The organism is Halanaerobium sp., from assembly GCF_003070835.1.
This window is the reverse complement of the sequence record NZ_QBLR01000069.1, coordinates 1-15,585: the sequence shown is the minus strand read 5'-3', so window position 1 is coordinate 15,585 and position 15,585 is coordinate 1. Positions and strand designations below refer to the sequence as shown.

At 36.2% G+C, this 15,585-nt stretch carries 15 protein-coding genes; 1 reads left to right on the top strand and 14 read right to left on the bottom strand.

Annotated features, from left to right (window positions below; translation table 11 throughout):
* On the top strand, nt 1-623 hold a 623-nt coding region (lexA, locus tag CI949_RS08995; RefSeq protein ID WP_365941446.1), incomplete at its 5' end, for a transcriptional repressor LexA.
* A gap of 240 nt (nt 624-863) precedes the next feature.
* On the opposite strand, the gene CI949_RS08990 is transcribed toward lexA, so the two are convergent.
* The 14 genes from CI949_RS08990 to gyrB all read right to left on the bottom strand — a co-directional run bounded on the left by CI949_RS08990 (nt 864) and on the right by gyrB (nt 15,435).
* Nucleotides 864-1,208: a uracil-DNA glycosylase gene (locus CI949_RS08990; protein WP_290765440.1), complete on the bottom strand. Its 345-nt coding sequence runs from the start codon at nt 1,206-1,208 to the stop codon at nt 864-866.
* Nucleotides 1,209-1,218: 10 nt separating this feature from the next.
* Nucleotides 1,219-1,347, bottom strand: coding sequence for a hypothetical protein (locus CI949_RS08985; RefSeq protein WP_290765437.1), 129 nt, complete (start codon nt 1,345-1,347; stop codon nt 1,219-1,221).
* 26 nt (nt 1,348-1,373) lie between these two features.
* Nucleotides 1,374-2,015, bottom strand: a complete 642-nt coding sequence (locus CI949_RS08980) for a tetratricopeptide repeat protein (protein ID WP_290765434.1) — start codon at nt 2,013-2,015, stop codon at nt 1,374-1,376.
* An 82-nt stretch (nt 2,016-2,097) separates the two neighbouring features.
* The gene (gene hfq / locus CI949_RS08975; RefSeq protein ID WP_108138449.1) at nt 2,098-2,337 is read right to left on the bottom strand and encodes an RNA chaperone Hfq; all 240 of its coding nucleotides are present in this window, start codon (nt 2,335-2,337) and stop codon (nt 2,098-2,100) included.
* Nucleotides 2,338-2,431: 94 nt separating this feature from the next.
* Entirely contained in the window at nt 2,432-2,827 is a 396-nt protein-coding gene (locus tag CI949_RS08970; RefSeq protein ID WP_290765432.1) for a thioredoxin family protein, read from the bottom strand.
* Nucleotides 2,787-3,758 (bottom strand): tRNA (adenosine(37)-N6)-dimethylallyltransferase MiaA, encoded by a 972-nt coding sequence (miaA, locus tag CI949_RS08965; protein WP_290765430.1) that lies wholly within the window; start codon nt 3,756-3,758, stop codon nt 2,787-2,789. Before miaA ends, CI949_RS08970 begins: the two co-directional genes overlap by 41 nt.
* The gene (mutL, locus tag CI949_RS08960) at nt 3,758-5,737 is read right to left on the bottom strand and encodes a DNA mismatch repair endonuclease MutL (protein ID WP_290765428.1); all 1,980 of its coding nucleotides are present in this window, start codon (nt 5,735-5,737) and stop codon (nt 3,758-3,760) included. Before mutL ends, miaA begins: the two co-directional genes overlap by 1 nt.
* A gap of 1 nt (nt 5,738) precedes the next feature.
* A complete protein-coding gene (gene mutS, locus CI949_RS08955; RefSeq protein ID WP_290765425.1) occupies nt 5,739-8,345 on the bottom strand; it encodes a DNA mismatch repair protein MutS in 2,607 nt (868 codons plus the stop codon).
* 138 nt (nt 8,346-8,483) lie between these two features.
* Nucleotides 8,484-9,809 (bottom strand): tRNA (N6-isopentenyl adenosine(37)-C2)-methylthiotransferase MiaB, encoded by a 1,326-nt coding sequence (miaB, locus tag CI949_RS08950; RefSeq protein WP_290765423.1) that lies wholly within the window; start codon nt 9,807-9,809, stop codon nt 8,484-8,486.
* Between the two features lie 28 nt (nt 9,810-9,837).
* Complete coding sequence (locus tag CI949_RS08945) at nt 9,838-10,497, bottom strand: TrkA family potassium uptake protein (RefSeq protein ID WP_290765419.1); 660 nt, start codon at nt 10,495-10,497, stop codon at nt 9,838-9,840.
* A 35-nt stretch (nt 10,498-10,532) separates the two neighbouring features.
* Nucleotides 10,533-11,855, bottom strand: a complete 1,323-nt coding sequence (locus tag CI949_RS08940) for a TrkH family potassium uptake protein (protein ID WP_290765416.1) — start codon at nt 11,853-11,855, stop codon at nt 10,533-10,535.
* A gap of 116 nt (nt 11,856-11,971) precedes the next feature.
* Nucleotides 11,972-12,136, bottom strand: a complete 165-nt coding sequence (gene rd, locus CI949_RS08935) for a rubredoxin (RefSeq protein ID WP_005488503.1) — start codon at nt 12,134-12,136, stop codon at nt 11,972-11,974.
* 85 nt (nt 12,137-12,221) lie between these two features.
* On the bottom strand, nt 12,222-13,490 hold the full coding sequence (locus tag CI949_RS08930) for a chloride channel protein (protein ID WP_290765397.1): 1,269 nt from the start codon (nt 13,488-13,490) through the stop codon (nt 12,222-12,224).
* 28 nt (nt 13,491-13,518) lie between these two features.
* Entirely contained in the window at nt 13,519-15,435 is a 1,917-nt protein-coding gene (gene gyrB / locus CI949_RS08925; protein WP_290765395.1) for a DNA topoisomerase (ATP-hydrolyzing) subunit B, read from the bottom strand.
* Nucleotides 15,436-15,585 lie beyond the last annotated feature (150 nt).

Sequence of the window (15,585 nt, the reverse complement as noted above, 5' to 3'; positions counted from 1 at the left end):
TGGAAGAGCTATCTAAAAGACAACAAAGTATATTACAATTTATTATAGATGAAATCAAATCCAAAGGATATCCCCCTTCTGTTAGGGAAATTGGGAAGGCTGTTGGCCTAAAATCTCCTGCTTCTGTTCACAGTCATTTAAAAACTTTAGAAAAATTGAATTACCTCCGCAGAGATCCCTCCAAACCGAGAGCAATTGAGGTAATTTATAATAATGACCAGGAAGCAAAAAATGAAAAAGAAATGATTAACATCCCGGTAGTTGGTAAGGTTACTGCAGGAGCTCCTATTCTAGCGGAAGAAAATGTAGAAGATTATTTCCCTCTCCCCTTAAGCTATTTAAAAGTAGGAAATAATGATTTATTTATGCTTAAAGTTAGTGGAGATAGTATGATTGAGGCTGGAATACATGATGGTGATTATGTTATAGCTGAAAAACAGAGCTATGCTGAAAATAATGAGATTGTAATTGCCTTACTTGATGATGAAGCAACAGTAAAGCGTTTTTTCAAAGAGGAAGATCATGTCAGATTACAGCCTGAAAACCCTGCCTATGAACCAATTATATCTAAAGAGGTCAAGATTTTAGGGAAAGTCACAGGTCTATTTAGAAAGTTTGACTAGTTTTATGAAATTAATGTAAAAAAACTAAGCAAATTAATGCTTAGTTTATAAATAGTTCTTTATAAAATTTTAATTAATCTAAATAACTTAAATTTTTCCGCTGCTGGATAATTCTTTTATCCTATCAGCGGCTTTTTTTATTAGTTTAAAATCATACCAGCTGTATTTTTTCATCTTTTCATTTCTAAGCAAATAGGCAGGATGAAAGGTTGGTAAAAAGTAAATATCTCCTCTTTGAAACTACTTTCCCCTGACATTGGTTATTGACTCTTCCGGATCAATTAAATATTTAGTTGCTGTAGATCCTAAAGTTACAATAACTTTGGGCTGGATAAGCTCAATTTCAGCTCTAAGAATTGAAACACAGGCTTCAAATTCATTTTGATGGGGAACTCTGTTCCCCGGGGGACGACATTTAATTACATTGGTGATATAAAGCTCTTCTCTTTTTAAATTAACAGCTTCAAAAATTTTATCCATTAATTTTCCTGCCCGTCCCACAAATGGTCTCCCTAAACGATCTTCATTTGCTCCAGGACCCTCACCAATCAGCATAATTTTACTATCTGTACTACCTTCTCCCATCACAACTCCATTAATTAGCCCCTTCTCGCAGTTGACAGCGGTGGCATTTAAGTGCTTCCTCTTTTAACTGCTGATAATTATCCCTGGGATAAGTAAATAACTGCTGAATTTTAAAATTTCCCTGCTGGTCAAATAACATCAAATTCCCCCTGCAATTAAATTTAATTATTCCGCAAAATCCTGATATTCTTCACTGGCCAGAGCTTTAAATAAATTTCTAGCACTGGCTGCTTCCATAACAGCCCTAAAATAATTACCATTTTCATAGTAAACATAACCTTTAATTAAATGAGAATACTCATTTTCCTGCATTGAAAGAGCCTGATCTGCATAATTTAAGGCCTGATCATATTTTTTGATTTCAATTAGAGCCGCAGCAGCATGATTTAAAGCCCATAAATTTTCTGGATCGATTTTAAAAATATATTCAAAAAGTGAAACCGCTTCCCGGTAATCCTTGTTTATTACTTCTCGAAAAGCAGCATAATTTAAAAGCAGCAGGTTATCAGAGTCCTGATAATTTTCCCAGTCAGCTAAATACGGAGAAACAGCAGTGTTAAAGTCTTCCCGGCTAACACTGCTGCCAAAAACATCTATAATATCATATGCATTTTTTATTTCTCCAGTATTAGCATAGGCTACTGCCAGGGTGTAATTTAAGACAATATTGCTCTCATTCACTTTCAGCTGTTTTTGGGTAGTATTAATCAACTGCTCCCAGTTATATTTAGACTCAGCAGCTGTAGTAGAGTTAAATAACATTGTTAATAATGAAATTATTAATAAAATCAATAACTTTTTCTTCAAGTATAAATCAGCTTCCTTTATTCCAAATTTATTACTAAATTCATAATTTAAACAGCTAATAATAGAATAAATCTGATCCGATCTATTCTTCCTCTAAGTCAAGAAGACCGCTTATTTTCTCAACTGGGGCAATAGTGGATATTGCATGTTTATAGATCATCTGGTCTCGCTCATCACTTCTCAGAATAACTGTAAAGTTATCATAGGCTGTAATTCTTCCCTTTAATTGATAACCATTGACAAAGTAAACAATAACCTCAATGTTCTTTTCGTGAACATGTTTTAAAATGTGATCCTGATAATTAATATTGTTATTACTCATCTCTGCAGCCCCCTTTTATATTTTTAAAGCTTCTTATATTATAAATTCAATATTATTTTGAAAATTCCTGCAAAGATAAATAAATATTGTCTAATTATTCTTCATTATCAGCTGATTCCTGAGCAGCTAATTCCTGAAAATATGAATTACCACTGCCAAAGTATGATTTTAACTGATAATATATATCGTTAGGAGAACGAACTCCAAAGCCTGTATAAACTGCCTCTCCATCTTTAAAAACTTTAGAAACAGGGACTGAATTGATTCCGTAACGTTCAAATATTTCTGGAGCATCAGTTAATTTTAGCTGATATAGATCCAATTGGGGGAAAGAATCAATGACCTGATTTATATTTTTTTCAGCAATCTGACAGTAACCACAGCTGTCATTTGAGAAAAGAACAAAAATTGCATCCTTTTCTTTGATTAGTCGGTCAAATTCTTCTCCATTAGAAATCAATTTCTTTTCGCTTTTTGTATTCTTGCTCATAATCTTTTTCTCCTTTTATTAATTTTAGCATTGTCTCTAAAATATTATCTTTAGTTTCCGCTTCGATATTAAAAACTATTAAATTTTCTTCTTTACGCAGCCAGGTAAGCTGTCTTTTGGCAAAATGTCTGCTTCTTTTTTTAATCTCATATACAGCTTCTTCCAGGCTGATTTCCCCATTTAAATGAGAAATTAATTCTTTATATCCTAAAGCCTGTCGAGCAGTATCACTTAAATTATGATGGCGTTCTATAAGTGTTTTAACCTCTTCTAAAAGACCCGCTTCCATCATTAAATCAACCCGTCGATTGATTCTCTGATAGAGATTTTCACGACTTCTGATCAGGGCAAATTTATAGGCACTGTAGCGGGGTGGACGCTCATTTTGTTTCTTTTTATAAAAACTTTTTGTTTTACCTGTCTGCTCATAAATCTCTACAGCTCTGATAACCCGACGCAGATCATTAGGATGCAGTTTTTCGGCTGTTTTAGGATCTTTTTCAGCCAGAATTTGATGAACTTTTTCCGTACCCTCTGCTTCGGCCATTTTTTCTAAGCTGTCTCTCAGCTGATAATCAGGTTTAATATCTGGCAGCATAAAACCCTCCAGCACTGCTCTTAAATAAAGGTGAGTCCCTCCAACCAGCATTGGAATATTACCTCTGGCTTTTATTTCTGTAATTACCCGGTCACAGTCATCCTGAAACTGAGAAACTGAATAATCAGCTTCAGGGCTTAAAAAGTCAATCAGGTGATGTTTTACCTGTTTTCTTTCAGCTTTAAATGCTTTGGCCGTACCAATATCCATCTCCTGGTAAATCTGCATTGAATCAGCTGAAATTATTTCTGCCTCAATTTTCTGAGCAAGTTTAAGTGATAATTCTGTTTTGCCAACTGCTGTTGGTCCTGTTAAAACTATTAAATTTTTCATTATCTACCAAGTCCTTTTTCTATTTCTTCCCGGCTGATATTGATCATTATTGGGCGACTGTGGGGGCAGCGATAGGGATTTTCTGTTTCGTACAAATCTTTGATCAGCTGAACACTTTCCTTTTTTGTCAGCGGCTGACCGGCCTTAATTGAAGAGCGGCAGGCTAAGTATTTAAGCATTGTCTTTTGTATTTCAGCTGCAGATTTTGCTTTCCCCGCTTCTGCAAGTTCTACTATCAGCTCTTCTATAATATTTCTTGTAGGTTTATTTTTCAGTAAAACAGGAACTTCCTGAATTAAAATTGTATTACTGCCAAAATCACTAAAGTCTATCCCAATTTCTCTGATTTGATCTTCATACTGGCGTACAATTTCTCTTTCTTCTGCTGAAAGTTCTATTTTTACCGGCAGCAGCAGTGACTGCGACGCTTTATCTTTCTGATTGAATTCTGCGTAGAATCTTTCGTATAAAATCCTTTCCTGAGCATTATGCTGATCTACAATTTTTAAACCCTGATCAGTTTCAATCAATAGGTAACTGTTAAATATCTGTCCTAAATATTTAAAGTAACTTTCTTCAGCTTCTACCTTAGCCAGCGAATATTCCTGATTTTCATTCTTTTCAATAAGCTGACTAAATTCTTCTTTATCTTCCGAGAAAGTCTCTGCCTGCCTGCTGTCACGGCTGTAGTTTATATTTTTTTGTAGATCTTTTTTGCTGTAATTATTTTTTTCCCCTCTGTATTTATTGTTTGAAGAATAATTACCACTCTTATTTTGCTTTCGGGGATTGTAATTATCTGCTGAAGATTTTCTCTTAAAATCAGAACCACTATCATTCTGCTCATCAGAATTAGAATAATCTGCTTCAAATTTTCTTCTCTTTTGATCCTCTTTTTCGCCAAATAATTTCTCTCGTTCTACTTCTTCTTCCTCGGTCTTCTGGTCTTTAAATTCAGTAGACTGCTTTAATTTGATTCTGGTAGTCGGATCATTTTCTTTAAGTGTTCTGCGCACCGCCTTTTTGATTACATCAAAAATAATCTGACTGCGGCTGAATTTAACTTCTCTTTTTGCCGGATGCACATTAACATCAACTAAAATAGGGTTGACCTTAATAAAGAGAAAAACAATCGGTTTTCTGCCTGGATCAATTAACTTATTATAAGCTGTCTCCACTGCTTTTGCAGTAAGATTGTTATATATAGGTCTACCGTTGACAAAAAAGAGTTCATGACTTCTGCTGGATCTGGTTAATTCAGGTCGGCAGAGATAGCCGCTGAGTTTGATATAGCGGTCTTCAATATCAATTGGAATTAAATTATCGGCAATTTCACTGCCGTAAACTGCATAAATTGTATCCTTTAGCTTTCCATTCCCGGGCGTAGACAAAATCTGTCTGCCATCATGATAGAGTTTAAAACTCAAATCACTGTTGGCAGTGGCTTCTGCACTGACAATTTTACTGATATGAGAAAACTCAGTTGTTGTAGTTTTTAAATATTTATAGCGGGCAGGTGTGTTGTAAAATATATCTCTTACAGTAATTTCTGTACCCACTGTTGAGCCTACAGGCTTTTTGTTTAGTATTTCTCCACCCTTAAGAGTAATTTTTTCGGCCTGGTCACTATCCTCATGTCTGCTGATCATTTCAACCTCAGCAACTGAAGCAATACTGGCTAAGGCCTCACCTCTAAAACCCAGACTGTAGAGTGAATAAAGGTCATCTATATCTTCAATTTTACTGGTCGCATAGCGGTTAAAAGCTGATTCAATATCATCGGCCTGAATCCCGTGCCCGTCATCTTTGACTTTAATCAGCTCACGACCACCATCTTCAATTTTAATTTCTATATTCTCAGCCCCAGCATCAATTGAGTTTTCAATCAATTCTTTAACAATAGAGGCAGGACGTTCTATAACCTCACCTGCTGATATCTGATTTGCTACATTTTGAGGAAGCTGCTTTATAATACCCATCTTAATTCTCCTCTTCTTTTAAATCCTTTTTTAATTTATATAAAAAGTTCATTGCATCCATTGGAGTCATCTCCAAAATATCCTGTTCATCTAGTTTCTTTAAAACAGGACTTTTTTCTGTATTAAATAGAGGCAGCTGCTGGTGTTTATCATCGGCAACTGTTTTTTCCAGTTTACGCACCGGCATCTTATTATTTTCTTCCAGCCTATTTAATATTTTCTGAGCACTAATAATTATTTCCTCCGGCAGACCTGCCAGACGGGCAACCTCTATACCGTAACTATCACTGGCTCTACCTTCAACAATACGGTGTAAAAAGTGTACCCCATCATTATCTTCTTTAACCAACACATTATAATTTTTGATCCCGCTGTACTCGTCTTCCAGTCTGGTAAGTTCATGATAGTGTGTTGCAAATAAAGTTCGAGCACCAATACGCTCCGGATTGTTAAGATACTCACTGACAGACCAGGCGATAGAGACTCCATCATAGGTGCTGGTACCTCTACCAACCTCATCTAAAATTATTAAGCTTTTTTCAGTACTGTTGTTGACTATATTAGCTACTTCATTCATTTCTACCATAAAAGTACTCTGACCTGTTGTTAAGTCATCACTGGCTCCAACTCTGGTAAAAATTCTGTCAGTTAGACCAATCCGAGCCTCATCTGCTGGCACATATGAACCCACCTGTGCCATTAACACTATCAGGGCAACCTGACGCATATATGTCGATTTACCAGACATATTGGGACCGGTAATAATTATGAAGCGCTGATCACTCTGGTTTAAATAGCAGTCGTTGGGCACAAACTGCTCGGCAAACATTTTCTCAACTACCGGATGGCGTCCATTTTTAATTATAATTTCGTCATCATTATTAACTTCCGGCCTGTTATAATTATTTTCAATTGCCAGAAAAGAGAAGGAAAGTAGAACATCAAGCTGAGCTATAATAGCGGCAGTCTTGTTGATCCGCTCAACCTCTTCCGCTATCTTATCTCTAATTTTAACAAATAATTTATACTCTAGATCATTTATTTTTTCTTCTGCTCCCAGCACTTCTGACTCTTTTTCCTTTAACTCCGGTATAATATATCGCTCACTGTTACTTAAAGTCTGTTTTCTTTCATAACGCTCCGGTACTTTATCAGTATGAGAATTTGTTACCTCCAGATAATAACCAAAAACTTTATTGAAACCAACTTTTAGGGTGCTAATTCCTGTTTTTTCTCTCTCCTCTTTCTGGAGAGAAGTAATCCAATCTTTACCATTACTGACCAGGTCCCTGAGTTCATCAAGTTTGGCATCGTGACCATCCTTGATTATTCCTCCTTCAGTTATTGTGGTTGGCGGCTCTTCTTTAATTGATTGATCAATCAAAGTGTAAATATCATCTAAAAGATCAAAATCCTGCTGCATTTCAAGCAGTAAATCACTTTCTAATTCAGTCAGCAGTTCTTTAACAGCTGGTAATTTGGCAAGTGAATTTCTTAAAGCAATCAAATCCCTGGCGTTTGCCGATTGATAGGTGATTTTACTCATAATTCTTTCTAAATCATAGATTTCTGATAGTTCAGCTCTTAATTTTTCCAGAATCATAAAGTTATCTATAATCTCTGCCAGTGCATCATGTCTTTTGTTAATTTCTGCTTTTTGAATTAAAGGCTGATTGATCCACTTTTTAATTTCTCTACCGCCCATAGAAGTAACTGTCTGATCGACTATAGAAAGTAAAGAACCTGAGCGCTGATTATCTCTAATAGTCGAAGTCAGTTCCAGGTTGCGGCGGCTGGCCGAATCTAAAACCATATAATCTTCCAGGTGGTATGACTTTAGGGTTGTTATCTGATTAACTGTTCTCTTTTGCGTTTCACCTAAATAGGAAAGTACCTGACCGGCTGCATAAACAGCAGCCTTCATCTCTTCACAGCCAAAACCTTCCAGGGATTTTAGTTGAAAATGATCAATTAAGCCCTGATATAGACGTTCATATTTTTTATCAGCTAAGATATTTAAAGTAAAATTATAAATCTGCTGCAGCTCCTCGATCAACTTAGTTTGGGCTGTTTTTTGATCTAGAAGCAGCTCCTGGGGCGAAATGCGGTTAATTTCATCTTTTAATTTATCCTGATCAGCTGCTGGAAACTCTGTCAGATAAAATTCCCCAGTTGAGATATCAGTATAAGAAAAGCCGTAGTAATCCCCGAATTTAAAGGCAGCCGCTAGATAATTATTTTCATTTTCCGCTAAAATTTCATTTTCGATCACTGTCCCAGGAGTTACAACCCGAATCACATCCCGCTCTACAATACCACTGCTTTCTGATGGGTCTTCGAGCTGTTCACAAATTGCCACCTTGATTCCACTTTTAATTAATTTTTCAATATATGAGGCAGCTGAATGATAGGGAACACCTGCCATCGGTATTTTTTCTCCCCCACCCTTGTTGCGGGAAGTTAGAGCAATATCAAGTATTTTAGCTGCTCTTTTAGCATCATCACCAAACATTTCATAAAAATCTCCCAGTCGGAAAAAGAGGATTGAATCCCGATATTTATTTTTTAAATCATGATACTGTTGCATCATTGGTGTTAGCTCTGCCAAATTAATCCCTCCAAAATTTATAAATTAAATAAAATAAAACCTGAAAGATCTATTTAATTATCCTTCAGGTCAACTTTGTGAATTATTTCTTCTTAACCAGGTTCAAAACGGTGGTTTTGGACCTGGTTCCATAATATATTAAATTACTGTTCCTTCTAAGGTCCAACTTTTTGCAGCTTCAATTTTTACTTTAACAATTTCTCCAATCAATTCTTCATTTTTTTCAATAAAACAGATTTTATTGGTAGAAGTACGGCCCTCATAAATTTCTGGATCATTATTGCTGGGCCCTGTCACCAGTATTTCCTGAGTTGTACCAATTAACTTCTGGTTTTTATCATAGCTAATTTTATTCTGTAGATCCATTAAGCGCTTTAAGCGCTCTTTTTTCACTTCTTCCTCAACCTGATCGTCTCTCCTGGCTGCAGGAGTGCCACTGCGCTGAGAATAAATAAAGGTATAAGCCATATCAAAATTTAATTCTTTGACCAGCTCAATTGTTTTTTCAAAATCTTCTTCGCTTTCTCCTGGAAAACCAACTATAAAGTCTGTAGAAACAGCTGCTCCAGGAATTTCCTCCTGAATTTTCTTAACCCGCTCTATATAATACTCTCGTGTATAACCACGATTCATTTCTTTAAGAACTTTGTTGCTTCCTGATTGTACCGGGAGATGAATATGATTGGCCACCTTATCCAATTTTTTAATATTTTTTAATAATGCATCAGAAAAATCTCTTGGATGAGAGGTCATAAAACGGATTCTTTTTAATTTTTCAACTTTATTTAATTCTTCCAGTAATTTTGGAAAAGTAATCTCTTTATCAAGATCATTTCCATATGAATTAACATTCTGGCCGAGAAGAGTAATTTCCTTAACACCATCTTCAGCCAGCCTTTTAGCTTCATCTACAATTGATTCTACCGGTCGGCTGCGCTCTCTACCTCTGACATAAGGGACTATACAGTAGGTGCAGAAATTATCACAACCCTGAATAATTGAGATCCAGGCTGAATGATCAGACTCGCGCTGAGAAGGAAGATCAGGAATTAAGCCCTCTTCTTCATCCCAGACTTCAACAACTCGATCTCTTGTTTCTTCAATTTTTCTAATCAAATTAGGTAAATGGTGAATATTGTGGGTACCAAAAATTAAATCTACATGCCTGTACTTTTTATAAACTTCATCAACAGGTTCATCCTGCTGCATCATACAGCCGCCAATACCAATTATCAGGTCCGGATTCTCTCTTTTATATTTTTTGAGCTCACCAAGTTTACCAAAAACTTTTAATTCGGCATTTTCTCGGATAATACAGGTATTTAATAAAATTATATCTGCATTAGCCAGTTCATCTGTATGCTGATAACCCATTTTTTCCAGCATACCGGCAAGTCTTTCTGAATCATGTTCATTCATCTGACAGCCGTAAGTTATTATATTGTAATATTTATTTTCACTCATTATTTCACTCCTGTAATTAACTTAAAATCTATTGATTATCATCATAATTCTTTAACTGTTCTAAACTTTCGTTTTTACCCATTACAACCAGGCGGTCACCTTCCAGAATTTTATCGCCGGCTCCAGGAGAAACATTAAGATTTTCTCCCCGCTTGATTGCCATTACATTAACATTAAACTTAGATCTAAATTCTAATTCTTTTAAAGTTTTACCGATCATTTTATTTGTAGCAATTATTTCTATTACCCCATATTCTGGTGCAAATTCTATATAATCTAATACATTGGAAGAAATCAAATTGTGAGCAATTCTGGCTCCCATATCTCTTTCGGGGTAAACAACTCGATCTGCTCCAACTTTAGTTAATACTTTACCGTGCAGGCTGTCTGGTGCTTTAACAATTACATAGGGAACACCGAGTTCCTTTAAAATCAGTGTGCAGAGAATATTGGCAGAAACATTATCTCCAATACTGACAACTGCAACATCAAAATTCCGGACACCTAAAGTCTTGAGAGCTTCCTCATCTGTGGCATCAGCCTCTACAGCATGAGTAACCTCATTAGAAATCGACTGTACCCTTTCTTCATCCTGGTCTATTGCCAGAACATCATAACCATTATCAGCCAAAGTTGTAGCAACACTGGAGCCAAAACGGCCTAAACCAATCACAACAAACTGTTTCATCTGTATTTCCTCCTGTCAAATAAACTTCTATTTAATTAACCAACCATAACTTTTTCTGTAGGATAATGATAAACTCCTTTGCGTTGTTTTTCTCCAATTGCAACAGCTAAGGTTAAAGGTCCAACACGGCCGGCAAACATAGTAATAGTAATCAGAACTCTACTAATATCAGATAACTCACCGGTAATTCCAGTTGATAATCCTACTGTTCCAAAGGCAGAAACTGTTTCAAAAAGAGCATCTATAAATTGAAAATCTTCAATAACTAACAATAATGTTGTAACCAGAATAATAAGGCCGGCAGCAAGCATGGTAATCGTAAAAGCCTTATAAACAATCTGTTTTTCAAATCGCCGGTTATAGATCTCCATATCTTCTTTTCCAGTAATCATATTTTTCATGGTTACCAGAATCACACCGAAGGTTGTAGTTTTAATTCCACCACCGGTTGAACCTGGAGAAGCACCAATAAACATTAAAACTATAATTAAAAATAATGAAGACTGCCTTAAGGCCCCGGTGGGAACTGTATTAAAACCTGCAGTACGCGGGGTAACTGAAAGGAACATTGCCCCCAGAGTTTTATCCAGTAAAGGGAGACCCTGAAGTGTATTATTATATTCTAAAATAAAGAAAGTAATAAATCCAAAACCCAGTAAGGCCAGAGTTATTACGATTACAATTTTAGTCTGCAGAGTTGTCTTTTTGAATTTAACTCGATTATAGGCTTCCATCATAACTCCAAAGCCGATTCCACCGAGTATAATTAAAGCCATAATTACTATATTAACTGTTAAATCACCAGTAAATCCTTCCAGACTGTTGCCGAAAAGATCAAAACCAGCATTGTTAAAAGCTGAAACCGCGTGAAAAATGGATAAATAAACAGATCTCCAGAAAGGATAGTCCTGACTGAAGCGCAAAAATAAAATTGCGGCAGCTGTTCCTTCAATTGCGAAAGTAAAACCTAAAAGATACTGCACCAGTCTCACCATACCAGAAATTTGATACTGGTTAAGATCTTCCTGGATAATCAACCTTTCTTTTAAACTAATTTTTTTCCCGACTATAAAGGCGAATAAAGTAGACATCGACATAATTCCGAGTCCACCAATCTGGATTAAAAGCATGATTACAGTTGAACCAAAAATTGTAAAAGCTTCTTTTGTATTTACTACAATCAGACCGGTAACACAGGTAGCTGAGGTAGCTGTAAAAACAGCATCTACTGCTCCCAGGCCCTGACCGTCAGTTGTTGCTACTGGCAGCATCAAAAGCAGTGATCCGAGCATAATAATTACAAAATAGCCGCTTACTAAATATTGAGCTGGTGTTAAATTTTTTTTCTTTAAATTCATTTGTACCCCGCCCTTACATCTTATTCGAAGTTATTATACTATAATTAATTTTGAAAGTAAAATAAAAACTGGGGTTCAAGCCCCAGCTTTTAAAAAATATTTAAATATAAGTACTATTAGCCATCATATGGTTCGAACATATCTTTACCAACACCACATTCAGGACATGTCCAGTCATCTGGAAGATCTTCAAAAGATGTACCTGGCTCGATTCCACCTACAGGATCTCCTTCTTCTGGATCATAAATGTACATACAAACTGTGCACTGATACTTCTGCATATTAAGTCTCTCCTTCCTCATTTTAATATTTATTTACTTAACTAATTATAAAACAGAAATAACTAAAATGTCAAGTTTTTACTGCCTAGAGGCGTTCAAAATATTCGGGAGAATAGGCTGATTTTATACCGCTCATACTCGCTATCCTCTCAGCAATCAGAGAAGCAATTAAAAGTGGAATCGTCAGACTGTAATTATGAGTAAATTCCAGAATAATAAAGGTAGCTGTCAGAGGAGCTCTAATAACTCCACTAATCACAGCAGCCATACCAATCAGGGCATATAAAACTGGAGAACCGCTTAAAAAAGGAAAAATTCGGTGAAAAGAAATACCGATAATTATTCCAGTTAAACTGCCAATTAACAGTGACGGAGAAAAAATCCCGCCAGAGCCTCCAGAACCCAGTGTTAGGGCAGTTCCAATAATCTTGAAGATTAAAATTAAAAGTAAAAAGCCCAGATTAAATTCGCTCTGCTCAAATAAAGAAATAATAACCCGATTACCAGAGCCCATTATCTCAGGCAGACTAAAAGCTATAACTCCTAAAAGCAGACCTCCCAGCGCTGGCTTAAGAATGATATTAATATTTAAATTATCGAATATATCGGACAGTTTATGCAGAGTATAAATAAAAGCAACTGCAAAAATTGCTGCAAAAACTCCAATAACCGCTGCTGTTAAAAAATTATAGGCACTGCCAACCTGACCTAAATTTAAATCTGCCAGAAATAGATCTTTTCCACTCCAGCGAATAACCATATCAGCAGAAATAGCACTCAAAGCAACCAGTATCAAACGACTTTTTTCAACTTTATTAAATAAGATTTCAGTTACAAACATTATTCCACCAAGTGGAGCATGGAATAAACCAGCAATTCCAGCTGCAGCCCCACAGCCTAAAAAGCTTTGATAATCATCAAGGTCAAGGTCAAGCTTATAGGCAATTAAATCCCCCATTCCGGCCCCTATTTCTACTATTGGACCGATTCTTCCTCCTGAACCTCCTGTTGAGATAGTAATAGCTGAGGCAAAACCTTCAGTTAAAAGATCACGATAGGTTAAATGACGCTCCTTGCTTTCAATTGAAGACAAAATGGCTGGAATCCCGTGACCTTTTGCAGTCATACTACCATATTTAATTATAAAACCAACAAGCAGTCCTCCTAAAGCTGGTAGAAATAAAAAGCTTAGGCGGTTTAAAACAGTCAGCTCCATTCCAATATCAAGCAGCGAAAAAGTGAAATAGTCTAAAATGTTATTATATAGCAAAGCTATTAGCCCTACTATTAGGCCAATTAAAAATGCTAAAAACAACTTTAGATATCTATTATTCAATTTACTATCAGCTGACAAATAATCACCACCTAACTGCAGTTAGATTTTAAACATCAATAGTTTGAGCCAGTTCTGCATTATTAAAAATAAATTCTTTTCTTAAAGAGGCATTTGAGCCCATTAAACGAGTAAAAATATCATCTGCTTCAATATCATCGTCAATTTCGACCTTCTGCAGAACTCTGTTTTCCGGGTCCATAGTTGTATCCCAGAGCTGTTCTGGATTCATTTCTCCCAGACCCTTATATCTCTGCAAGGAAAAACTACTGCCTTCATTTTCAGCTCTAAATTCTGCTAATTCCTGATCACTGTATAAATAATGACTCTTACCTCTCTTTGTAACCTTATATAAAGGTGGTTTGGCCAGATAAATATGGCCATTATCAATCAACTCAGGCATATAGCGGTAAAAGAGGGTTAAAATTAAAGTTGCAATGTGAGCACCATCTACATCGGCATCAGTCATGATAATTATTTTGTGATAGCGCAGCCTCTTTAAGTCAAAATCTTCTCCAATTCCTGCCCCTAAAGCAGTGATAATTGAAGCAACCTCTTTATTATTCAAAATCTTATCCAGTCTGGCCCGCTCTACATTTAAAATCTTTCCCTTAAGCGGTAAGATAGCCTGAAATTTACGCTCTCTACCCTGTTTTGCTGAACCACCGGCTGAATCCCCCTCAACAATAAAAAGCTCACTTTTTTCGGCTTTTTTGCTGCTGCAGTCGGCAAGTTTACCGGGCAGGGAGTTAGAAGAAAGCGCAGTTTTCCTTTTAGTCAGCTCTCTTGCTTTTTTGGAAGCCTTGCGGGCTCTAACTGCCTGGACTGCTTTATCAATAACTTTTTTTGCAAGTTCCGGATTGGTATCAAAATATAAACTTAAATATTCGTAAACCTCACTTTCAACAATACTTCTAATCTCACTGTTGCCGAGCTTAGTTTTGGTCTGGCCCTCAAACTGAGGCTCAGGCAGTTTAACATTAATTACCGCAGTAATTCCCTCTCTCACATCTTTACCATTAAGTGAAGAGATCTTAGCCGGCAACTGGTTGTTATTCTTGGCAAAGTTATTAATTGCTCTAGTGAGAGCAGTTTTAAAACCTGTTAGGTGATAACCCCCATCAACCGTATTAATGTTATTAGCATAAGAAAAGATTCGCTCATTGTAGCCGTCATTATACTGAACAGCTATCTCCACCTCATAATCATCAGGTTTTGATTCAAAATATATTATGTCTTCATTGAGTATATTACGATCTTTATTTAAAAATTCAACAAAAGCTTTAATCCCACCATCATACTGAAATTCCTCTTCTTCAATTTCTTCTCCACGCTCATCTCTTAAAACAAGGGTCAATTCCTTGTTTAAATAAGCTGACTCCTGCAGGCGGTGGGCTAAATTATCATATTTAAACTCTGTAGCTGTAAAAATCTCGGAATCGGGCTTGAAGCGAATTACTGTTCCACTACGGTCAGTACTGTCCAGTTTTTTTAGTTTATCAACAGGAATTCCTTTTTTATAGTGCTGCTGATATTTATTTCCCTTCCAGTGGGTTGTAATCGTCAATTCCTCCGAAAGAGCATTAACTACCGAAACACCAACTCCGTGTAGTCCTCCAGAAACCTTATAACTATTATTATTAAACTTTCCTCCGGCATGCAGGGTTGTTAAAACTACCTGTACAGCAGGCAGCCCTGTATCCCGATGGATATCAGCGGGAATTCCCCGACCAAAATCCTCTACAGTTATTTCCTCTCCTTCGTGAATAGTAACCTTTATCCGGTCACCATTTCCAGCTAAAAATTCATCTATACTGTTATCTACAACCTCCCAGACAAGGTGATGTAAACCTTTGATTCCTGTACTTCCAATATACATTCCTGGTCTTTTGCGAACAGCTTCCAGACCCTTAAGCACCTGTATCTGATCTGCATTATAATCTACATTATCAAAAAGTGTATCCATAAGACTTCACCATCCTCCATTTCCTTATTATAACAAAGAGATTTAGAGAATGCCAGTCGTTTAAGCTTTAAATTTGCAAATTCTATGATAAGAATGATATTATAAATTAGCAGAAAACGATTAAATTTGAGAGGAGATAGATAATGAAAG

Bases quoted from the DNA above. Each gene is read 5' to 3' on its own strand.
- CI949_RS08990 (WP_290765440.1), bottom strand. From the start codon at position 1,208: ATGGGAGAAGGTAGTACAGATAGTAAAATTATGCTGATTGGTGAGGGT.
- gyrB (WP_290765395.1), bottom strand. From the start codon at position 15,435: ATGGATACACTTTTTGATAATGTAGATTATAATGCAGATCAGATACAG.
- CI949_RS08970 (WP_290765432.1), bottom strand. From the start codon at position 2,827: ATGAGCAAGAATACAAAAAGCGAAAAGAAATTGATTTCTAATGGAGAA.
- CI949_RS08945 (WP_290765419.1), bottom strand. From the start codon at position 10,497: ATGAAACAGTTTGTTGTGATTGGTTTAGGCCGTTTTGGCTCCAGTGTT.
- miaA (WP_290765430.1), bottom strand. From the start codon at position 3,758: ATGAAAAATTTAATAGTTTTAACAGGACCAACAGCAGTTGGCAAAACA.
- miaB (WP_290765423.1), bottom strand. From the start codon at position 9,809: ATGAGTGAAAATAAATATTACAATATAATAACTTACGGCTGTCAGATG.
- mutL (WP_290765428.1), bottom strand. From the start codon at position 5,737: ATGGGTATTATAAAGCAGCTTCCTCAAAATGTAGCAAATCAGATATCA.
- CI949_RS08940 (WP_290765416.1), bottom strand. From the start codon at position 11,855: ATGAATTTAAAGAAAAAAAATTTAACACCAGCTCAATATTTAGTAAGC.
- hfq (WP_108138449.1), bottom strand. From the start codon at position 2,337: ATGAGTAATAACAATATTAATTATCAGGATCACATTTTAAAACATGTT.
- rd (WP_005488503.1), bottom strand. From the start codon at position 12,136: ATGCAGAAGTATCAGTGCACAGTTTGTATGTACATTTATGATCCAGAA.
- CI949_RS08985 (WP_290765437.1), bottom strand. From the start codon at position 1,347: ATGTTATTTGACCAGCAGGGAAATTTTAAAATTCAGCAGTTATTTACT.